19 protein-coding genes and 2 riboswitches are annotated in these 21267 nt (G+C 71.2%); of the genes, 13 read left to right on the forward strand and 6 right to left on the reverse strand.

Features of this window, described 5'->3' with window-relative positions; genetic code table 11:
- Positions 1–3 precede the first annotated feature (3 nt).
- Both gcvT and QNO21_RS08215 read right to left on the reverse strand, forming a co-directional pair.
- Positions 4–1134 carry a glycine cleavage system aminomethyltransferase GcvT gene (gene gcvT, locus QNO21_RS08210; protein WP_257519199.1) on the reverse strand — a complete coding sequence of 377 codons (1131 nt, stop codon included), beginning with the start codon at positions 1132–1134 and terminating at the stop codon, positions 4–6.
- Between the two features lie 48 nt (positions 1135–1182).
- Positions 1183–1291, reverse strand: a riboswitch (glycine riboswitch).
- A riboswitch (glycine riboswitch) is annotated at positions 1292–1380 on the reverse strand.
- A 145-nt stretch (positions 1381–1525) separates the two neighbouring features.
- Positions 1526–2563: a LacI family DNA-binding transcriptional regulator gene (locus QNO21_RS08215; protein ID WP_257513703.1), complete on the reverse strand. Its 1038-nt coding sequence runs from the start codon at positions 2561–2563 to the stop codon at positions 1526–1528.
- 167 nt (positions 2564–2730) lie between these two features.
- Between QNO21_RS08215 and QNO21_RS08220 the strand changes: the two genes are divergently transcribed.
- The 4 genes from QNO21_RS08220 to QNO21_RS08235 all read left to right on the forward strand — a co-directional run bounded on the left by QNO21_RS08220 (position 2731) and on the right by QNO21_RS08235 (position 7789).
- Positions 2731–4374: a GH39 family glycosyl hydrolase gene (locus tag QNO21_RS08220; protein WP_257519200.1), complete on the forward strand. Its 1644-nt coding sequence runs from the start codon at positions 2731–2733 to the stop codon at positions 4372–4374.
- Between the two features lie 24 nt (positions 4375–4398).
- A complete protein-coding gene (locus tag QNO21_RS08225; protein ID WP_257519201.1) occupies positions 4399–5688 on the forward strand; it encodes an ABC transporter substrate-binding protein in 1290 nt (429 codons plus the stop codon).
- A gap of 89 nt (positions 5689–5777) precedes the next feature.
- Entirely contained in the window at positions 5778–6857 is a 1080-nt protein-coding gene (locus QNO21_RS08230; protein ID WP_257519202.1) for a carbohydrate ABC transporter permease, read from the forward strand.
- Positions 6854–7789: a carbohydrate ABC transporter permease gene (locus QNO21_RS08235; RefSeq protein WP_257513707.1), complete on the forward strand. Its 936-nt coding sequence runs from the start codon at positions 6854–6856 to the stop codon at positions 7787–7789. The genes QNO21_RS08230 and QNO21_RS08235 overlap by 4 nt, the downstream gene beginning before the upstream one ends.
- 27 nt (positions 7790–7816) lie before the next feature.
- Here the strand turns inward: QNO21_RS08235 and QNO21_RS08240 are convergent, their stop codons facing one another.
- Entirely contained in the window at positions 7817–9010 is a 1194-nt protein-coding gene (locus QNO21_RS08240; protein ID WP_257519203.1) for a MarP family serine protease, read from the reverse strand.
- A 119-nt stretch (positions 9011–9129) separates the two neighbouring features.
- Here QNO21_RS08240 and QNO21_RS08245 point away from each other — a divergent pair, with 119 nt between their 5' ends.
- Genes QNO21_RS08245 through QNO21_RS08270 form a run of 6 tightly spaced genes read left to right on the forward strand, consistent with a single transcriptional unit; the run spans position 9130 to position 15708 of the window.
- Positions 9130–9807: an NUDIX hydrolase gene (locus QNO21_RS08245; protein WP_257513728.1), complete on the forward strand. Its 678-nt coding sequence runs from the start codon at positions 9130–9132 to the stop codon at positions 9805–9807.
- A gap of 11 nt (positions 9808–9818) precedes the next feature.
- Positions 9819–11174: a quinolinate synthase NadA gene (nadA, locus tag QNO21_RS08250; RefSeq protein WP_257519204.1), complete on the forward strand. Its 1356-nt coding sequence runs from the start codon at positions 9819–9821 to the stop codon at positions 11172–11174.
- A complete protein-coding gene (gene nadB, locus QNO21_RS08255) occupies positions 11171–12751 on the forward strand; it encodes an L-aspartate oxidase (protein ID WP_257519205.1) in 1581 nt (526 codons plus the stop codon). Before nadA ends, nadB begins: the two co-directional genes overlap by 4 nt.
- A complete protein-coding gene (nadC, locus tag QNO21_RS08260; protein WP_257519206.1) occupies positions 12751–13605 on the forward strand; it encodes a carboxylating nicotinate-nucleotide diphosphorylase in 855 nt (284 codons plus the stop codon). Before nadB ends, nadC begins: the two co-directional genes overlap by 1 nt.
- 1 nt (position 13606) lies before the next feature.
- Positions 13607–14755 (forward strand): cysteine desulfurase family protein, encoded by a 1149-nt coding sequence (locus tag QNO21_RS08265; protein ID WP_257519207.1) that lies wholly within the window; start codon positions 13607–13609, stop codon positions 14753–14755.
- Positions 14752–15708, forward strand: coding sequence for a glycosyltransferase family 2 protein (locus QNO21_RS08270; protein WP_257519208.1), 957 nt, complete (start codon positions 14752–14754; stop codon positions 15706–15708). The genes QNO21_RS08265 and QNO21_RS08270 overlap by 4 nt, the downstream gene beginning before the upstream one ends.
- Positions 15709–15731: 23 nt before the next feature.
- Here the strand turns inward: QNO21_RS08270 and QNO21_RS08275 are convergent, their stop codons facing one another.
- Positions 15732–17642 (reverse strand): ABC transporter ATP-binding protein, encoded by a 1911-nt coding sequence (locus QNO21_RS08275; protein WP_257519209.1) that lies wholly within the window; start codon positions 17640–17642, stop codon positions 15732–15734.
- Between the two features lie 38 nt (positions 17643–17680).
- Between QNO21_RS08275 and QNO21_RS08280 the strand changes: the two genes are divergently transcribed.
- Entirely contained in the window at positions 17681–17866 is a 186-nt protein-coding gene (locus QNO21_RS08280) for a hypothetical protein (RefSeq protein WP_257513714.1), read from the forward strand.
- Between the two features lie 10 nt (positions 17867–17876).
- Here QNO21_RS08280 and QNO21_RS08285 read toward each other — a convergent pair whose 3' ends face one another.
- On the reverse strand, positions 17877–18002 hold the full coding sequence (locus QNO21_RS08285) for a hypothetical protein (protein WP_257513715.1): 126 nt from the start codon (positions 18000–18002) through the stop codon (positions 17877–17879).
- Between the two features lie 130 nt (positions 18003–18132).
- Between QNO21_RS08285 and QNO21_RS08290 the strand changes: the two genes are divergently transcribed.
- Positions 18133–18684: a type 1 glutamine amidotransferase domain-containing protein gene (locus tag QNO21_RS08290; protein ID WP_257519210.1), complete on the forward strand. Its 552-nt coding sequence runs from the start codon at positions 18133–18135 to the stop codon at positions 18682–18684.
- A 190-nt stretch (positions 18685–18874) separates the two neighbouring features.
- The gene (gene adhP / locus QNO21_RS08295; RefSeq protein ID WP_257513730.1) at positions 18875–19894 is read left to right on the forward strand and encodes an alcohol dehydrogenase AdhP; all 1020 of its coding nucleotides are present in this window, start codon (positions 18875–18877) and stop codon (positions 19892–19894) included.
- A gap of 68 nt (positions 19895–19962) precedes the next feature.
- Here the strand turns inward: adhP and QNO21_RS08300 are convergent, their stop codons facing one another.
- On the reverse strand, positions 19963–21183 hold the full coding sequence (locus tag QNO21_RS08300; protein WP_257519211.1) for a trans-sulfuration enzyme family protein: 1221 nt from the start codon (positions 21181–21183) through the stop codon (positions 19963–19965).
- Positions 21184–21267 lie beyond the last annotated feature (84 nt).

Consider the following 21267-nt stretch of genomic DNA (forward strand, 5'->3'; position numbering starts at 1 on the left):
TGGTCAGTGTGCGCGTCGGTAGAACGGCAGCGCGGCGACGGTCACGGGCAGGCGGGTGCCGCGCACGTCGATGGTCAGGGGGGTTCCCGGCACGGCGGCGGCCGGGGCGACGAAGGCCATCGCGATGGGATGGCCGAGGGTGGGGCTCAGGGCGCCGCTGGTGATCTCGCCGACGCGCTCGTCGCCGTCGAACACCTCGTAGCCGGCGCGCCCCGCGCGCCTGCCCTCGCCGACGAGGCCGACCAGCACGGGCGCGTCGCCCGCGTCGACCGTGTCGAGCCCGGTTCGGCCGACGAAGTCCTCCTTGTCGGCCGCGACGACCCGGCCGAGGCCGGCCTGGGCCGGCACGATGTCGAGGGAGAGCTCGTGGCCGTACAGCGGCATCCCCGCCTCCAGTCGCAGCGTGTCGCGCGCGGCGAGGCCGGCCGGTACCAGACCGTGGGGCTCACCGGCCGAGAGCAGGGCGTCCCACAGGTCGCCGGCGGCTTCCGCCGGCACGAGCAGCTCGAAGCCGTCCTCGCCGGTGTACCCGGTGCGCGCCACCAGCAGCGGCCACTGCCGGAACCGGCCCTGCGCGGCGGCGTAATAGGGCAGTTCCGACAGCGGCCGGTCGAGGTCGGCGATGTCGTCGAGCGCCTCGAGGATGCCGCGTGCGGCGGGGCCCTGCACGGCGATGAGGGCGAAGGCATCCGAGACGTCCTCGACGCTCACGTCGCGGCCCGTGTCTGCGCCGCGGTAGTCCGCCACGCGCGCGGTGAGCGCCCGGGCGACCGCCTCGCGGTTACCGGCGTTGGCGATGACGAGGTACCGATGCTCACCCAGTCGATAGACGATCACGTCGTCGACGATCCCGCCCGATTCGGCGAGCACGAGGGAGTACTTCGCCTTGCCGACGGCCATGGCCGACACCCGGCCGGCGAGGGCGTAATCCAGGAATGCCGCCGCATCGGCGCCCTCGACGTCGAACTCCGCCATGTGCGAGATGTCGAACAGGCCTGCGGCCTGACGGACCGCGTGGTGCTCGGCGAGGTCCGACGAGTACCGCACCGGCATCATCCATCCGCCGAAATCGGTGAAGGCGGCGCCGAGCGCTTCGTGTCGGTCGCGAAGGGGCGTGTAGCGGGGTCCGGTCATGAGTTCTCCCGATCTCGTACGGGCAGACGCCGGGGACCGACGGCTGTGAACTCCCCCTCTGTCATGGGCCTGAGAGCTTCGCGCCGGCCCGCGGGCGGGAGGGGCGCTTTCACCGTCGGCGGACACGCGCGCGGCGCGGATCGCTTTTCAGAGTGGCCGAACCCGCACGGTACGCGTACCTGAGAGATTGGCGGGGAGGCTTGCTCCTTCGGTGCCCGGTGACCGGGGCTCTCCCGCGAGGGTGATGGCCGATGTTCGATTGTCGGCCGCAGCCGGCGACGGCCAGAAGGCGAGACGCGCGGCCAGCATAGCGCGCGGCCGACGCCGAGCAGAACATCCCCCACTCCGCGCCGCGCGCCGCCCGGCCGGCGCACCCCGGCCGCGGATCCGCTCAGGCGGGCGGCGGTGCCGTCGTCTCGCGGATCGTCAGCGAGGTGGCCAGCTCGACGTGCCGCGAGACGGGACGCCGGCCCTCGGCGATCGCGACGACCGTGTGGACGGCCATCCGCCCCATCTCGTCCAGGTGCTGATGCACCGTCGTGAGCGGGGGCGTCGTCCAGGATGCCTGCGGCGTGTCGTCGAAGCCGATGACGCTCAGATCGCGGGGGACGCTCACGCCGAGTTCTCGCGCCGCCGCCAGCACACCGACCGCGATCTCGTCGTCTGCCGCCATGATCGCCGTGGGCGGGAGGTCCATCCCGAGCATCGCGCGGGCATGTCGCGCTCCTGCTGCCGCATCGAACTGGTCCGCGACGACGTGCGCCGGGTCGATCTCCAGCCCCGCCGCGTCGAGCGCGGCCCGATAGCCGTACAGACGGTCGCGCGCTGCGGCGGACGCCTCCGGGCCGCCGATCCACGCGATCCGGCGGTGACCGAGGCCGATGAGGTAGTCCGCCGCGGTGCGGGCGCCGGCCCAGTTGCTCGAGGCGACACTCACGAGCCGCTTGTGGGTGGCATCGACGGGGTCGACCATGACGAACGGGAGACCCGCCTCGCTTGCGGCATCCAGCAGCGCGTCCGGGTGGGACAGCGTCAGCCCGACCACGCCGATCGCGCCGCTGGCGCGCTGCTCGGCGATCCAGTCGCGACCGACGGCACGCTGACCGCGCGCGGCACGATCGGGAGGCAGGCGGGTGAGCAGGTCGAGGCGGTTCTCGGTCGCCGCGACCAGCACGCCCTGCAGCACGTTCAGGATGTACGGGGAGGCGGGGATGTCGAAGGTCACCGCGATCGCCCGCCGCGACGAGGTGGCGGGGGCGGTCGTCGGCCGATAGCCCAGTTCGGCCACGGCCGCCAGCACGATCTCCCGCGTCTCCGCGGCGACGTCATCGCGTCCGTTGAGAGCCTTGGAGACCGTGGCCTGGGACACCCCGGCCGCCGCCGCGACGTCCGAAAGGGTCGCCCTGCGCCGCCGTGCGGAATCCGTCATCGCCCACCTCTTCCGTCGAAACATTTTCAATCTACACGGCCCGCGCTCGCCGTTACCAAACCGTGATAAACGTGCCGTCGACACGTCACTGCCCTGGCTGTACCGTGATCTGCGCACCGAAAGGTGACGAAAGAGTTTCGATATCCAGAAGACCAAAGGAGTTCTGCATGGTTCTCGACGCGCCGGTGTCCACCGTACTGGCCGATGGCCACGTGGCGACCGACCTGACGCTGCGCCACGTCTGGAACGAATGCGTCGGCGCCGGCCGGGCGAGCGAAGCACTGCGAGCCGACTGGCAGGCGCACTTCCGTGAAGCCGTCGACCTCCTCGGGGTTCGGCACGTGCGCTTCCATGGACTGTTCCACGACGACATGTTCGTGTATCGCACCGAGGACGGCGGAGGCTTCGGCCCGCCCCAGCCGCTGCCGGAACCCGTCTACACGTTCTCCTACGTCGACAAGGTCTTCGATGCGATCCTCGCCACCGGTGCGCGCCCCTTCGTCGAGCTGGGGTTCATGCCACGAGCGCTCGCCACGCAGACCGAGACGCTGTTCTGGTGGAAGGCGCACTGCAGCCCGCCGAACGACATGGGGCGCTGGGTGGAGCTGGTCACGAGCACTGTGCGCCATTGGATCGACCGTTACGGCATCCACGAGGTGCGCCGCTGGCCGTTCGAGGTGTGGAACGAGCCCAACCTCGTCCCCCATTTCTGGACCGGCAGCCGCACGGAGTACTTCGAGCTGTACGAGGCCACGGCGAAGGCGATCAAGGAGATCGACCCCCGGCTGCGGGTGGGCGGCCCGTCGACGAGCGTGTTCGTGCCCGATGCCCGCTACGCCGGCGAGTACCACGACCCCTCGCTCGAGGTCGCAACCGCCGAGGCGGACAGCCCCGACTCCCTCGATTGGCAGCCGGTGTGGATCCACGAGTTCCTGACGTACTGCGCCGAGCGCGACGTCCCCCTCGACTTCCTCTCCACTCACCTGTACCCCACCGACTACGCCGCGGATTCCACCGGTCGCGGCAAGGCCATCACGCGCCAGAGGGACGCCACCCACGTGGACCTGCAGCTCATGCGCCGGCTCATGGCAGACAGCCCTTACCCCGATGCCGAGCTGCACATCACCGAGTGGTCGACGTCCCCCTCCAGTCGCGACGCGATGCACGACACGCTCTTCGCGGCCGCCTACATCGTGCGGGCATTCCTCAAGGGCGCCTCGATGGCGGAGTCGATCTCATACTGGACGTTCACGGACGTCTTCGAGGAGGGCGGCGGCGGCATCGGCCCCTTCCACGGCGGGTTCGGACTGATCAACGAGCAGGGGCTGCACAAGCCGACGTTCCACGCGATGGCGATGCTCAACCGCCTGGGCGACCGCGTGGTAGCCGAGACGCCCCACGGCATCATCACAAGGTCCTCGCTGACCGGCGCGGTGTCGGCGGTCTTCTACAACTACCCCGATGACATGGGGACGACCGGCCTGGAGGCGCGTCGCACCTACGCCGACACGCGCGAGCTCGCCCGCATGGGCCCGGCCCGCCGCATCCGGCACACGCTCGAGGGCCTGCCCCCGCGGGCGCGGTTCACGCTCGAGATCGTCGACTGGGAGTCGGGCAACGTCGCCGAGGCCTGGTACGCCATGGGAGCGCCGCTGAACCTCAGCCCCGCCCAGACCGAGCAGCTCCGCGACGTCGCCGACCGGCTGCGGCGCAGCATCGTCACCGCCTCCGAAGACGGCACTCTCCGGATCGACCTCGAGCTGCCCCCGTGGGCCGTGGCCTCCCTCGCCGCTGCCCCCGACCTGCCCTGACCATCCACACGAAAGGACTCGATGATGAGATTCACCCGCAAGACCGGAGCGTTCGTCGCGCTCATCGCCACCACTGCGCTCGTGACCTCCGGATGCAGCGCGGGCGGCGGCGAGGACGGCGGCGACTCGCCCGACGCGCTGACGATCGCGACCTGGGTCGACATCCCGGAGACCCTTCTCGAGCAGTTCACCGAGGAGACCGGCATCGCCGTCGAGATCAACTCCTTCGCCGACGGCGCCTCTGCCCAGACCGTGCTGCGCAACGGACTCGGGTCCAACGGTGCGGGACTGTCCGACGTGCACCTGGTCGAGCTCGACTGGTGGACCGAGATGATGGCCGTTCCCGAGGACTGGGTGACGCTGCCGGCCGTCGAGGACCGGTGGGTCGACTGGAAGGTCTCCCAGGGCTCGGTGGGCGACGAGATCAAGGGCTACGGCATGGACATCGGTCCGTTGGCGATCGCCTACGACTCCACCCTGATGCAGGCTGCGGGCCTGCCCGCAGACCCTGCCGGGTTCACGGAGTTCATCGGCGGCGAGGATGCCACGTGGGAATCGTTCCTCGACGCCGGCCGGCAGTTCACCGGGGTCTCTGACGCCGCCTGGATCGACTCGACCAGCACCGCCTTCCAGGCTGCGATCAACCAGCTGCCGAGCGCCTTCGAGGACCCCGACAGCGGCGACGCGATGCCGCTGGCCGACAACACCGACATCGAGGACCTGTTCACCCTGTTCGGCCAGGCCGCCGAAGACGGCGTCTCGGCCGGGGTCGGCATCGGGCATGCCGACTGGGACGCCGGGTTCCAGGCGCGCCGGTGGGCCACGGTCATCACCCCCGCGTGGGCGACGGGCATCATCGCGGAGAACGCAGCCGGCCTGGAGGGCTGGCAGATCGCGGAGATCTTCCCCGACGGCGGCGGCAACTGGGGCGGCTCGTTCTTCGCGGTGCCGGCCACCGGTGACAACACCGAGGCGGCCACGGAGCTCGCCGACTTCCTCACCTCACCCGACGCGGCCGTGGAGATGTTCCTGCTGAACGGCCAGTTCCCCTCGCAGCTGGACGCCATGGCGGACCCGACGGTCTCCGAGACACCGAACGAGTTCTTCGGAGACCAGCCCACCGGCGGCATCTACGCCGCTCTGGCCGAGTCGGCAGGCGACAAGGCGGCCGGCGGATACCGCGGCGTGAACTTCGCCGGCATCCAGACGCTGGTGATGGACGGCATCCGTCGCATCGAGACCGGCAACGAGGACACCTCGGCCGCGTGGAAGTCGACGGTGTCGGAGTTCGACGCCCTCGGCCTGACCGACTGATCACCCCTCATCGCTGCCCTGGCCCGGCCTCCTCACGCCGGGCCAGGGCGGCATTTCGGAATTCGACGATGAATGAAAGAGGCCGAGACATGACACCCCTCACGCCGGCGCCGCGCCGCGTCGGATTCTCCCGCAAGCTGTCGAGGTGGGACATCAAGGTCTCGCCCTACCTCTACATCTCGCCGTTCTTCCTCAGCTTCGCGGTCTTCGGCTTCTTCCCCATCATCTTCAACATCTGGGTCGCCCTGCACGAGTGGGACCGGCGCCTCGGCCAGGGCGAGTTCGTCGGGCTCGACAACTTCGCCTGGGTCCTCAACCAGCCGGCGTTCTGGACCTCGCTGCAGAACACGTTCTCGATCTTCGTGCTGGCGCTCGTGCCGCAGCTGATCCTGTCGCTGCTGATCGCGGCGATTCTCGATCAGAACCTGCGCACCAAGACCTTCTGGCGCATGAGCATCCTCATCCCGTTCGTGGTGATGCCCGTGGCCTCGGCGATGATCTTCTCGCAGGTCTTCGGGCAGTTCGGGCTCGTCACGCCGCTGCTGCACGACCTCGGGTGGTTCACCGACGTGGATTCCCCCTTCTTCCACAACCGGTTCCTCTCCCATGTTGCGATCGCGACGATGATCGTCTTCCGCTGGACCGGGTACAACGCGCTGATCTTCCTCGCCGCGATGCAGGCCGTGCCGCGGGATCTCTATGAGGCGGCCACAATCGACGGCGCCGGCCGGGCCCGACAGTTCTTCTCGGTGACGATCCCGAGCATCCGCCCCACGATGATCTTCGTCATCCTGACGATGACCATCGGCGGTCTGCAGGTCTTCGACGAGGCGCGCGTCTTCGACGGCAGCGGGAGCGGCGGCACGGGCCAGGGCGGCTCCGATGACCAGTGGCTGACCACCGTCCTGTACCTGTTCAACCTCGGCTTCGGCGACTGGCAGGACCGCATGGGCCAGGCCGCCGCCGTCGCGTGGCTCTTCGCGCTCGTGATCATCGTCTTCACCCTGCTGAACTTCTTCCTCACCCGCGCGATCGCCGACAGCGGCTCCAGGCCGACGCGGGCCTCCCGTGCGGCAGCGAAGAAGCTCGTCGCGCAGGTGCGTGCCGAGGCCAACGCCCCCACCACCCACGCCGAACGCCCCACCCTCACGGAAGGATCCCAGCGATGAGCACCGCGCTGATCGAGAACATCTCCGGCCCGGGGGCCAAGAAGTATGCAGAGCGGCGCGCGGCGAAGGGAAAGCCGGTCAACCTCAGCAGGCCAAGCGACGACTCGGGTGGCCGCCGGCCCGGCTGGGTCACCTACGGGCTCCTGTCGGTGGTCGTCGTGGCGTCGATCTTCCCGCTCTACTACGCCGCGATCCTGGGTTCGTCGACGCGGCTGGAGATCGCGCAGTCGGCGCTGCCGCGTCTCGTGCCAGGCCCGAACCTCCTGGCCAACATCGGCGCGATCATCTCGAATCACCAGATCGACTTCTGGACGTCGTTCGCCAACTCGCTCATCGTCGCCGTGCTCGTGTCGGCCGCGACCGTCTTCTTCTCGACCCTCGCCGGGTTCGCCTTCGCCAAGCTGGGATTCCGCGCCCGCAACGCCCTCTATGTCTTCGTGATCGCGACGCTGGCGATCCCGATGCAGCTGGGCACCGTCCCCATGTTCATCATGATGAACGAGTTCGGGTGGATCGACTCGCTCACCGCTCTGATCGTGCCGAGCCTCGTGACGGCGTTCGGGGTGTTCTGGATGACGCAGTACCTCAAGGAGGCGCTGCCCTACGAGCTCATCGAGGCGGCGCGCGTCGACGGCGCGACGGTCTTCCGCACGTTCTGGTCGATCGCCCTCCCGGCAGCACGGCCGGCGGCAGCCACACTGGCGCTGTTCACCTTCGTCGGCTCATGGAACGACTTCTTCTGGCCGTCGGTGGTCCTGCGCAGCCAGAAGACGCTCCCGCTCGTGATCCCGCAGCTGAGCGGCGCGTTCACGGCCGATCACGCCCTCATCATGTCGGGCGTCTTCCTCATCGCGCTGCCTCTGCTCGTCGCGTTCGTGTTCCTCGGCAGGCAGCTCGTAGCCGGTGTCATGGCCGGTGCCGTCAAGGGTTGAGGATCGCCTGCGTGGCGATGAGCGGCGTCACTGCGCGCAGGAACCCGTCGACACCGGCTGCGTGAGCGACGGCGCCTGATCCACGACCGGGGCGAATTCGGCCGGCGTCATGGCGTATCCGATGTCCTCCCCCGACTCCGCGCGGGCGAACACAACGCCGGCCACCTCTCCCCCGGGCGTCAGCAGCGGTCCCCCCGAGTTGCCGGGGCGCACCGAGGCGGACAGGGCGTAGATCTCGCGCGGTGACGACGAGGTCTCGTAGATGTCGGGGACCTCCACCGCACCGACCGACAGCACGCGGGCACCGCCCATCGAGAAGGGGCCGCCGAAGGGGTAGCCCTGCACGATCGCCTCGTCGCCGGTGGTGAGTGTGGCGGCGATGGTGAGCGGCGCGACCTCGATGTCGGCGACGGCGATGACGGCGAGGTCGTCCGCCGCGTCGAAGTACACCACCCGCCCCTGCCGGACCGTCCCGTCCGGCAGCTCCACCACCGGGTCGGTGACCCCTGCGACGACGTGGGCATTGGTCACGATGCGATCGTCCGCGGCGACGAAGCCCGTCCCCGTCGAGCTGGTGCCGCACGCGTACGCCACCCCTGAGATGCGGGCCACCGCCTGCGCCGCCGCCTGCAGGCGCGGATCGTCCAGCGCGAGCTCGGGCGCGGGCGCTGCGGGATCGAGCACGACGCTCGGGCCGAACAGGTCGCCGAGCCGGGGCAGCCCTTCCTCCAGGAAGGCGCCGCGCACCTGGGCGAGGGCGGCGTCGACCGGCGGCGGGGTCAGGGTGTCGATCGTGCGCACGAGACGCGAGGACGACACCATCGTGGACAGCAGCGGATTACCCGAGACCACCACGGTCTGGGCGACGAGCGAGACCGCGAGCGCCGCGACCACGACGCTCAGGGCGCCGCCGAGCACGCGCTCGAGCCATCCGAGTCGTATGCGGTCGACTCCCCGGCGTCCGATCGAGCCGAGGGCCGACCCCAGTCCCGCGGCGAGTCCCACGAAAGCGAGAGTGCCGACGATGACCGCCACGCTGCGCCATCCCGGCGAGGGAAGCACGTCGCTGAGCGCCGGAAGGACCATCGGCACCACCCAGTAGGCCACGAGCGCTCCCACCGCGAGGCCCACCAGGGCGCCGACCCCGGCGAGCAGCCCGCTGCGGATTCCCATCACGAGTGCGACCACGAGCACCGCGATCACCACGATGTCGACGATCATGCGCGCCCTCCCCCGAAACCGTCAGCGTAGGGGACTCGCCTGTGATGACGCCCGTCCGGGGGCGGTTGCGGTTCAGGTCATCTCGACACTAAGATCGCCAGCACACAGTTAGGGTCATGATGACACGAACGCCCGGCATCCGCGTCGCCGTCTCGACGGTGATCTTCAGCCTGCGCCGCACTGCCGGCGACGAGCGGGCCGCCGTGGTGCTGCCGCTGGTCAAACGCACCCGCGACCCGTACGAAGGGCGCTGGGCGCTCCCCGGCGGGTGGCTCGACGTCGCCGAGAACCTCGACGCCGCAGCGGCGCGCACCCTCGCCGAGACGACAGGGCTCGCCCCCAGCTACCTCGAGCAGCTCTACGCGTTCGGCGACGTGGACCGTTCACCCAGCCGGGTCATCTCCATCGTCTACTGGGCCCTGGTGCGCCCCGACGAGGCGGATGCCGCCGAAGCACAGCACAACGTCGCGTGGTTCGACGCGGCATCCCTCCCTCCCCTCGCCTTCGACCATGCCCAGATCGTCGACTACGCCCTGTGGCGCCTGCGCAACAAGGTCGGCTACAGCCGCATCGCGCACGGCCTGCTGCCGGCGGAGTTCACCCTGGCCGAACTGCGGGAGGTCTACGAGGCGATCCTCGGGCGCCGGCTGGACCCGGCGAATTTCCGCCGTCAGGTCGACACGTCGGGCACCCTCATCCCCACCGACGACTTCCGCACCGGCAGCCACCGCCCGGCGCGGCTGTACCGCTACAACCACGACGTCGAACTGGCCGATCGCGGCCCCCTCCCCCGCTGAAGGACACCGTCATGACCCCCACCCCACTGACTCTGCAGCCGCGCCCCGCGGCGGGCCGGCCCATCGCCTCCCCGAGCGTCGACGTCGAGATCCAGGCCATCGTCTCGGGTGTCGCCCCCGGCGCCACCTGCAACACCGACCTCGCCGCCGGACCCTGGGAGTTCGACACCCGGCCCGGCTACGGGCCCGGCGCGTCGATGGGCGACGTCATCCCCACCGGCGCACCGCGGCAGGGCGAGCTTCCCGCCGAGTACCGGGACGCCACCGACGAGCAGCTGGACCTGCGCATCCGCGCCGCCAAGCTCGCCCTCGGCGCGCGCGTCGTGGTGCTCGGCCACTTCTACCAGCGCGACGAGGTCGTGCGCCACGCCGACTACGTGGGCGACTCGTTCCAGCTCGCCGGGGCCGCCAAGGCGCACCCCGAGGCCGAGGCGATCGTCTTCTGCGGCGTGCACTTCATGGCCGAGACCGCCGACCTGCTCTCACAGCCCGACCAGGCAGTGATCCTGCCCAACCTCGCCGCCGGGTGCTCGATGGCCGACATGGCCGACATCGACCAGGTCGAGGAGTGCTGGGAGCAGCTCGAGGACGTCTTCGGGGACATGTCCGCGGCCGGCGCCGACGGACGCGTGCCGGTGATCCCGGTGACATACATGAACTCCTCCGCCGCGATCAAGGGATTCGTCGGCCGCCACGGCGGCATCGTCTGCACCTCGTCCAACGCCCGCACCGTGCTGGAATGGGCCTTCGAGCGGGGACGGCGGGTGCTGTTCTTCCCCGATCAGCACCTCGGCCGCAACACCGCCAAGGCCATGGGCGTGCCGCTCGAGCAGATGCCGATGTGGAATCCGACGAAGCCCTGGGGCGGGACGGATGCCGCAACCCTGCAGGACAGCCGGGTGATCCTGTGGCACGGCTTCTGCTCGGTGCACCGCAGGTTCACCGTCGAGCAGATCGACAAGGCCCGCGCCGAGCACCCCGGCGTGCGCGTGATCGTGCACCCGGAGTGCCCCATGCCCGTCGTGGATGCCGCAGACGAGGCCGGGTCCACCGACTACATCCGCAAGGCGATCCAGGCCGCGCCCGGTCCCACGACCTTCGCCGTCGGCACCGAGATCAACCTCGTCAGGCGCCTGGCGGCGGAGCACCCGCAGCACGAGATCTTCTGCCTCGACCCCGTGGTCTGCCCGTGCTCGACCATGTACCGCATCCACCCGGGCTACCTCGCCTGGGTGCTCGAGTCCCTCGTCGCCGGCACCGTCGTCAACCGCATCACGGTGCCGCAGGACGTCGCCGACCCCGCCCGGGTGGCGCTGGAGCGCATGCTCGCCGCGAAGCCACCCGCGTCCGCACAGGAACGGCCGTGACCACCGTCGTCGTGGTGGGCTCCGGCATCGCCGGCCTCGCCGCGGCGCTGCACGCCCGGGCTGCGGGGTGCACGGTGACCCTCGTGACGAAGGACGTGCTCGGGCACACCAACACCCGGTTCGCGCAGGGCGGCATCGCCGGCGTGCTGTTCCCCGACGACAGCGTCGACGCGCACATCCGCGACACCCTCGCCGCCGGGGCCGGGCTCTCGGACCCCGCCGCGGTGCGGGTGCTGGCCACCGAGGGCGCCCTGCGGATCGGGGAGCTCGTGGAACTCGGGGTCGCCTTCGACCGCGACGCCGACGGCGCCTTCCGCAAGGGTCGCGAGGCCGCGCATTCCTACCCGCGCATCGTGCACGCCGGCGGCGATGCCACCGGCCGGGCCATCGAGCACGCGCTCGTGCGTGCGGTGCGCGCCGCCGGCCTGCGGGTCATCGAGCACGCGTTCCTCCTCGGCGTCGTGCAGACCCCGCGTCGCGTCACCGGAATCGATGTGGCGCGCACAGCACCGGCGCCGGCAGCCGGTGCCGCAGGCGGGGCGGGGCGCGCCGTCCCCGACCCGCTGCGCCTGCACGCCGATGCGGTCGTGCTCGCCACGGGCGGGGTGGGCCGGCTGTACGCGCACACGACGAACCCTCCGGTGGCCACCGGCGACGGCATCGCCGCGGCTCTCCGCCTCGGCGCCGCGGTCAGCGACCTCGAGTTCGTCCAGTTCCACCCCACCGTCCTCCCCGGCGATGAGCCGTTCCTCGTGTCCGAGGCTGTCCGCGGCGAAGGCGCGGTGCTGATCGACGACGACGGCCGCCGGTTCGCCTTCGACGCGCACCCCGACGGCGAGCTCGCGCCGCGGGACGTCGTCGCCCGGGCCATCGCCCGGCAGGTGACGGCGCAGAACGGCCGACCCGTGCGTCTGGATGCCACCGGCATCCGACCCACTCCGGGAGCGACCGCCGCGTTCCTCGCCGAGCGCTTCCCCACGATCGACGCCGCCGTCCGCGCCCGCGGCTGGGACTGGGCGCGCGAGCCGATCCCGGTGACCCCGGCGGCGCACTACCTGATGGGCGGCATCGACACCGATCTGCACGGCCGCACCAGCGTGCCCGGGCTCTACGCCGTGGGTGAGGTCGCCCGCACCGGCGTGCACGGGGCCAACCGGCTGGCGTCGAACTCGCTGCTGGAGGGAGCCGTCTTCGGCGCCCGCGCCGGCGACGTGATCGCCGGCGACGCCCGCCTCCCCTGGCCCGCCTCGGCTCCCACCGCCGCCGCGACGACCATCGCCACGGCCACGCCCGCAGCCGCCGCGCTCCCTGCGTTCACCCGTGGGGCGCTGCAGCGGCTGATGTGGCAAGCGGCGGGCCTCGAGCGCGACGAGCCCGGGCTCGCCCACGCGGCATCCGTCCTCGCGGGCTGGCGCGCCGACGCGCGCGAGCCCCGCACCGCCGCTGAGCACGAGGACGCGAACCTGCTGCTCGTTGCCGAGCACCTCGTCGCCGCCGCCCATGCCCGCACCGCATCGGTCGGGGCTCACCACCGGCGGGACGCCGTTCCCGCCCTCGTCACCCAAGGAGCCGTGTGATGCTCACCCGCACCGTCATCGACCGCACCGTCCGCGCAGCCCTCGACGAGGACGCACCATGGGGCGACCTCACGAGCGAGAGCCTCATCGTCGACACCGCGACGGCCCGCGCCGCGCTGGTCGCCCGCGAAGAGGGCCTGTTCTCGGGGGGCGACGTCTTCGAGGCCGCCTTCCGCCTCACCGACCCCCGCTGCGACGTGTCACTGCGGGTCGAGGACGGCGAGCTGTTCGCGGCGGGTGACACGCTGGCCGTCGTCACCGGTCCGGCACGGGCCGTGCTCACCGCCGAGCGGGTGGGGCTCAACTTCGTGCAGCGCATGAGCGGCATCGCCACCCTCACCGCGCTCTACGTCGCCGAAGTCGCCCACACCGGCGCCCGCATCGCCGACACCCGCAAGACGACGCCGGGACTGCGCGCCTTCGAGCGCCACGCCGTGCGCAACGGCGGCGGCCACAACCACCGCTTCTCGCTGTCGGATGCCGTCATGGTCAAGGACAACCACCTCGCCGTGCTGCGGCAGAAGGGCGTGTCCGTGACCGCGGCCCTGCAGGGCGCGATCGCCCAGCTGCCGCACACGGCGCACGTCGAGGTCGAGGTCGACAGCATCGACCAGATCGAAGCGGTGCTCGCCGCCGACGTCGGCACGGTCATGCTCGACAACTTCACGCTCGACATGCTGCGCGCAGGCGTCGAGATCATCGCGGGCAGGGCGACGGTGGAGGCATCCGGCGGGGTCACCCTCGACTCCGTCAGGGCCATCGCCGAGACGGGGGTCGACGTCATCTCGGTGGGCGCGCTCACCCATTCGGCGCGGGCCCTGGATCTCGGCCTCGACATCGCCCTCGAGGCCTGACGTGTCGCTCCTCTACCTCGATCACGCCGCGACGACGCCCGTGCGCCCCGCGGTGCTCGAGGCGATGGAGCCCTTTCTCACGCACGGATTCGGCAACCCGTCGAGCCACCACACCGTCGGCGAGGCGGCCGCCGGCGCACTCGCCGATGCGCGCTCCCGCGTCGCGCGGGTGCTGGGCATGCGCCCGGCCGACGTCGTCTTCACTGCCGGCGGCACCGAGGCCAACAACCTGGCGGTCAAGGGCATCGCCCTGGGCGCCCGCAACGTCGACCCCCAGAGACGCCAGGTGATCACGACCGCCATCGAGCATGAGTCGGTCCTGGCGTCGTGCGACTACCTGGAACGCCTGCACGGTGCGGAGGTCATCCTCCTCCCCGTCGACGCAACCGGCCTCATCGACCCCGATCGGCTCGCCCAGGCCATCGGTCCCCGCACGGCCGTCGTGTCGATCGGCTATGCCAACAACGAGGTCGGCACGGTGCAGGATGCCGCAGCGCTCGCGGCCGTCTGCACCGCGCACCGCGTACCGCTGCACCTCGACGCCGTGCAGGCCGCGGGGTGGCTTCCCCTCGCCGGCACCGGCGCCGATGCCCTGTCGATCGCGGGGCACAAGGTCGGCGCCCCGCAGGGCACGGGCGTCCTCGCCGTGCGCGGCCGCGTCCCGCTCGAGCCGCTCGTGCACGGCGGTGGTCAGGAGCGCGGCCGCCGCAGCGGCACCGAGAACGTCGCCGGCGCCGTGGGGCTCGCTGTCGCGCTGGAGATGGCCGAGGCGGAACGGGCGGATGCCGCAGCACGGGTCGCCGCGGTGCGCGACGCCTTCATCGAGGCGGTGCTGTCGACCGTCCCCGGCGCCCAGCTCACCGGCCACCGCGTCCGCCGCCTTCCGGGCAGCGCGAGCTTCACCTTCGCCGGGGCGAGCGGCGAAGCGGTGCTGCTGCAGCTCGAGCGCCGCGGCATCGTGACTTCCAGCGGGTCAGCCTGCGCCGCCGGCAGCGACGAGCCGTCGCACGTGCTCCTGGCCCTCGGCATCGCGCCCGAGGTCGCGCAGACGGCGGTGCGCTTCACCTTCGGGCACGGCCCCGTCCCCGACCCGGCGGCACTGTCCGCGGCCGTCGCCTCATCGGTCGCGGCGGTACGATCAGGCACGTGAGAGCCGCGATCACCGTCATCGTGCCCGGGTTCGACGTCGCCGATTACGCCGAGGAGGCGTTGCAGTCCCTCCGCGGGCAGACCCTGACGAACTGGGTGGCGATCCTCGTGGACGACGCCGCCACCGATGCCACCGGCGAGATCTTCGCCGCCGCTGCAGCAACCGACCCGCGCTTCCGCCTCGTGCGCCACGAGAAGCGCCGGGGCCTCAGCACCGCCCGCAACACCGGCGTCGCCCTCGTGGAGACCCCCTACCTCGGCTTCCTCGACGCTGACGACGTGCTCACCCCGACGGCCCTGGAGAGGCTCGTCGGCGTGCTCGACGAGACCGGAAGCGACTTCGCTGTGGGCGCCTACGTGCGCCTGCGTCCGGATGCCACGGGAGAGTACGCCGCCGGGCTCGTGCAGCCGTGGGTCGCGGCTGCCACCGACCCGGCGCGCCGCGGCACGACGATCGAGGCGCACCCCGAGGCGTCGGGCAACATCGTGGCCTGGTCCAAGGTCAGCCGCACCGACTTCTGGCGACGCGCCGGGCTGCGCTTTCCCGACGGGCGCCTGTACGAGGACCAGATCGTCGCGCAGCAGATGTACAGCCGCGCGCGCCGGTTCGACACGGTGCCCGACGTCGTGGTGCACTGGCGCGAGCGCGCGGACGGCTCGTCGATCACCCAGGGCAAGAGCGCATTGCCAGTGCTGCGGGACTACCTCTCCGCCATGACCGAAGGCCTCGAGGTGCTCGCCGCCGGCGGACACGATGCCGCGGTGCGCGCCCGCGTGCAGCTCATCCTCTCGATGGACCTCCCCCCGCTCGTGGAGATCGCCCGCATCCACCCCGACGATGCCTATCGGCGCGCGCTCGGCGCCTTCGTCCGCGAGGTCTGGGCGCGCGGCGGCGCGCACGCCCCGCTGGACGACCGCACGGCACGGCTGGCCGCCGCAGCGCTGCTGTTCTGAGCCGCGCGGGCCGCGGGCGCGGGCTACTCCACGCGCCGCGCGATGGACTCTTCGGTCTCGAGCACCCGGGAGGCGGCGACCTGCTCGGCGGCGAGCTTGGCGTACAGCCCGCCGGCGGCCAGCAGCTCCCGGTGGGTGCCCGACTCCACGATGCGCCCAGCCTCGACGACGTGGATCACGTCCGCACCGATCACCGTCGAGAGCCGGTGGGCCACCGACAGGGTCGTGCGGCCGCGGGCGGCGGCATCCAGGGCGTCCTGCACCACGCGCTCCGAGACGGTGTCCAGCGCCGAGGTCGCTTCGTCCAGCAGCAGCACGGGCGGGTCCTTCAGCAGCACGCGGGCGATGGCGATGCGCTGTTTCTCACCGCCGGAGAGCCGGTAGCCGCGCTCACCGACGACCGTGTCGTAGCCGGCGGGGAAGCCGCTGATGATGTGGTCGATGTTCGCCGCGGCGCACGCGGCAGCGAGCTCCTCGTCAGTGGCGTCGGGCTTGGCGTAGCGAAGGTTCTCCCGGATCGTGGCGTGGAAGAGGTAGGTCTCCTGCGACACGATCCCGACCTGGTCGATCAGCGACTCGTGGCGGAGCCTGCGCACATCGGTGCCCGCGAAGAGCACGGTGCCGTCCGAGGCCTCGTAGAGCCGCGGCGCGAGATACAGCACGGTGGTCTTTCCTGCCCCCGAGGGGCCGACGAAGGCGACGTGCTGCCCGGGTTCCGCGACGAACGAGACGCCGTTCAGCGTGGGTCGGGTGTCGCCCGTGGCATCCGGATAGCGGAAGACGACGTCGCGGAACTCCACCCGTCCCAGCGGCCCCGGCCCCTGCGCGACGTCGACGGCGTCGGGGGCGTCGCCGATCGCCGGCGTGAGGTCGAGGTATTCGAAGATGCGCGCGAAGAGCCCCGAGGAGGTCTGCAGATCGAGCGCCACGCGCATGAGGCCGGTGAGCGGCTGCAGCAGCCGCGCCTGCACCGTGGTGAAGGCGACGATGGTGCCGGCGGTGATGTCGGGACTTCCTCCGACGATGAGGTAGCCCGCGACGAGGTAGATCACGGCGGGCACGCTCGCCATGAGCACCTGCACGACGGCGAAGAAGCCCTGGCCGCTCATCGCCCGGCGCACCTGCAGCACGACCTGATTGCCGTTCTCGGCGCGGTAGCGGGCAGACTCGGTGCGCTGCCGGTTGAACGACTTCGACAGCAGGATGCCCGAGACGCTCAGGGTCTCCTGCGTGATCGCCGTCAGCTCCGACAGCGACTCCTGCGTCTCCCCCGCGATGCGCGCACGCACCTGACCGACCTTGCGCTGCACGAGCACCAGCGCAGGCATGAGCACGACGGCGACGATCGTCAGGCGCCAGTCGATGATGATCATCGCCACGAGCGAGGCCACGACCGTCACCGCGTTGCCGAGGATGCTCGTGACGGTATTGGTGAGGACCCCCGAGACGCCGCCGACGTCGTTCTGCAGGCGCGACTGGATGACACCGGTCTTGGTGCGGGTGAAGAAGGCGAGCTCCATGGCCTGCAGGTGGTCGAACAATCGCACCCGCAGGTCGCCGGTCACGCGGTTGCCCACCGTCGCGGTCAGCCACGTCTGCAGGACGTTGACCCCGGCCGACGCCAGGAAGAGCCCGATCATGACGGCGACCAGACGAAGGAGCAGCGAGAGGTCCGGCCCCGAGCCGTCGGTCGGGAACAGCGCGTCGTCGAACACCCGCTGCACCAGAAGCGGCGGGACGACCGCCAGCGCCGAGCCCAGGATCACCAGCAGGCCGGTGACCGCGATGCGTGCGCGGTAGGGCCGGAACAGCTCCACCACCCGCCGGCCGAGGCCGGGGATGCGGGGGGCCTGGGCGTTGATGCGCCGCTGTGCGGACTCGTCGACGCCGCGGAATCCGCCGCGCGGTCCGCCGCCGCCCATGCCCATGGTCATCCGTTCAGCCTACGTCCGCCCGCGGGTAGGGTGTCGGCATGAACCACACTCCCGACGACGCCGACCGGGCGCAGCTGGACGAGCTGCGCGAAGAGATCGATGCGCTGAAGAAGATCCCCGAAGAGGAACTGGTCAGCCCGTCCCCGGCGAAGGGACACGAGGGCGAACTCGAGCCGGAACCCACCGACGCCCCCGGGACCGAGGACTGGGGCGACGACCGCTAAAGAGCGCGGGTCAGCTGCCGCAGCACGAGCTGCCGCCGCAGCACGAGGAGCTCTCCTCGGCGAGGGGCAGCAGGTTCTTCTCCTCGGCGACGGGTGCGAGGGGCTGGGTCAGGGGCGCGTTCGGGGTGGTGGCCATGCGCTCCACACTAGCCCCGCTGTAGGTCACCTGCGCCGCATGCGCAAGCCCGCGCCACCCGCCGCCGGTCGTCCTTACCGTGGAATGCGCGCCGGGGGCAGTCCCGGCGCACCGACGAAAGGACGACGACATGACCGAGGACATCACCGGCAAGCGCGTGGCGTTCCTGCTGACCGACGGCTTCGAAGACAGCGAGCTGACCTCCCCGTGGCAGGCGGTGACCCAGGCCGGCGCCGCAGCGACGCTGGTCTCCCCCGCAGACGGGTCCGTGACCGGCAAGAACGGCCATGAGCAGACGGTCGACCTCTCGGTGTCAGAGGCACAGGCTGCGGACTTCGACGCACTCGTCCTTCCGGGCGGAGTCGTCAACGCCGACGACCTGCGCATGGACGAAGCGGCGGTGGCCTTCGCCCGCGACTTCTTCGCCCAGCACAAGCCGGTCGGCGTGATCTGCCACGGCGCGTGGATCCTCGCCGACGCCGACGTGCTCGGCGGACGCACGATCACCAGCTACCCGAGCCTGAAGACCGATCTGCGCAACGCCGGCGCGTCGTGGGTCGACGAGGAAGTGGTCGTGGATGCCGGGCTGGTCTCCAGCCGCACCCCCGACGACCTGCCCGCCTTCAACGCCAAGGTGGTCGAGGAGATCGCCGAGGGCGAGCACTCCGGACAGACGGCCTGAGCGACCCGAGGAAAGCGGCGATCCTCCGCGGGGGTCGCCGCTTTTCTTGCGGCCCTTGCTGTGGTCTGACCATAGCGCTATGATTTTTGGCCGAGGGACGGCGACCGTCCGTCCGAAGGAAGTGATTGTCATGACGACGATGACGAACGCGGCCGAGAACGCCGGCCGCGGCATCGTTCCGGACGGCCTCATGCGTGCGGCCGTCGTCACCGCTCCCGACCAGCCACTGAGCGTCACCGAGGTGCCGATCCCCACCCCCGGCCCTGGCCAGGCTCTGGTCCGCGTCATCACCAGCGGCGTCTGCCACACCGACCTGCACGCCGCCCGCGGTGACTGGCCCGTGCCCCCGAAGTCCGATCTCATCCCCGGCCACGAGGGCTACGGCGAGGTCGTCGCGCTGGGCGAAGGCGTCACCACGCTCGCCGTCGGCGATAAGGTGGGCAACGCGTGGCTCTGGAGCGCCTGCGGCGTGTGCGAGTTCTGCCGCAAGGGCTGGGAGACCCTGTGCCCCGAACAGCAGAACGGCGGCTACTCCATCGACGGCAGCTTCGGCGAGTACATGCTCGTCGACGAGCGCTTCGCCGCCCGCATCCCCGACGGCGTCGACCCCGATGAGGTCGCCCCGATCCTGTGCGCCGGTGTCACGGTCTACAAGGGCCTGAAGATGACCGAGGTCAAGCCCGGCGAGTGGGTCGTCATCTCCGGCATCGGTGGCCTCGGCCACATCGCCGTGCAGTACGCCCGCGCGATGGGCATGCGCGTCGCCGCCGTCGACATCGACGACGACAAGCTCTTCCTCGCCCGCCGCCACGGCGCCGAGATCACGGTCAACGCGGCCAAGACTGACCCGATCGCCGAGATCCAGGAGCGCACCGGCGGCGCCCACGGCGTGCTCGTCACCGCCGTGCACCCGCAGGCGTTCGGGCAGGCCACCGGCATGAGCCGTCGCGGCGGCACGGTCGTGTTCGTGGGGCTCCCCCCGGGGCAGTTCCCCGCGGACATCTTCGACACGGTGCTGCGGGCGATCACGATCCGCGGCTCGATCGTCGGAACCCGCCAGGACATGGTCGAGGCGCTGGACTTCTTCGCCCGCGGCGAGATCCACCCGACCATCACCGTCGAGAAGCTCGACGACATCAACGACATCTTCCACCGCATGGAAGAGGGCAAGATCGAAGGCCGCATCGTGATGCGGTACGCCCAGGACTGAGTCTCCAGCCCTAGCCCACAGCAGAATGCCCCGGACCCGGTCCGGGGCATTCTGCGTCCACGTGTTCCTCAGACCTGCAGGGCGACCTCGGCGTCCGCCACCGCTTCGGCGCCCTCGGCCGCGCGCAGTGCCCGGTCGAGGTCGGCCACGAGGTCATCGACGTGCTCGAGCCCGATCGACACGCGCAGCACCGCCGCCGACGGACGGGCCTCGGCCGCAACGGGCCGGTGCGTGAGCGCTGCCGGATGCTGGATGAGCGAGTCGACGCCGCCGAGCGACACCGCGTGGGTGAAGAGCTCCACACCTTCGGCGACGGCGGCGGCGGCCGGGTACCCGCCGCGCATCTCGAAGGCCACCATGGCACCACCACCGCGCAGCTGACGCCCCATGAGTCCGCGCGGGTCCTCCTCGAGCCCCGGGTAGTGCACTCGCCCGACGGCGGGGTGCGTCTGGAGCCACGCGGCGATGCGGGCGGCGCTCTCCTGCTGGGCACGCACGCGCAGCGGCAACGTTGCGAGACCCCGGTGCAGCAGGTACGCACCGAGGGGATGCAGGAGCGCGCCCGTGATCGCCCGCACCCGCCGCAGCGCCTGCGCGGTGTGCTCGGAGCAGGCGATGACCCCGGCCATCGTGTCCCCGTGCCCGCCCAGGTACTTCGTGCCGCTGTGCAGGCTCATCGCGGCCCCCAGTGCGAGCGGCTGCTGCAGCACCGGAGTGGCGAAGGTGTTGTCGACCAGCACCGGCACGCCGGCGGCGGCCTCGACCACAGCGGCGATGTCGACGAGGTCGAGCGTGGGGTTGGCCGGGGTCTCCACGATGACGAGCCCGGTGTCGGCGCGCAGGGAACCGGCCACGTCGGCCTCGTTGCAGAAGGTGACCTCTGTGCCCAGCAGGCCGCCCGCCAGCAGGTGATCGGTGCCTCCGTAGAGCGGCCGCACCGCGACGACATGCGGGCGACCCACCGCCTGGGTGTGCGCGAGGATCGCCGCCGTCACGGCAGCCATGCCGGTCGAGAAGGCGACCGCAGCCTCGGCCCCCTCGAGTTCGGCGAGCGCATCCTCGAAGCGCGCGACGGTGGGGTTCCACAGCCGGGCATAGACGAAGCTGTCCTCCGCCGTGGGTCGGCCCCCGGTGGCGAGGGTCTCGTACGAGTCGCCGCCGCGCTCCACATCGGGCAGCGGATTGGTGGTCGACAGGTCCAGCGGGAGGGCGTGCACCCCCAGCGCGCCCAGGTCGGCGCGTCCGGCGTGGACGGCGGCGGTGTCGGGATGCCGGTGAGAGAGGTCCATGCCCATATGATGCGGGAATCACCGCACACACGCGGCATCGCCGCAGAATGTGCCGCACCGAGTCGAAGATCCCGTGTTTCGTGC

The sequence above is a fragment of the Microbacterium sp. zg-Y818 genome (genome assembly GCF_030246905.1).
Classification (GTDB): Bacteria; Actinomycetota; Actinomycetes; order Actinomycetales; family Microbacteriaceae; genus Microbacterium.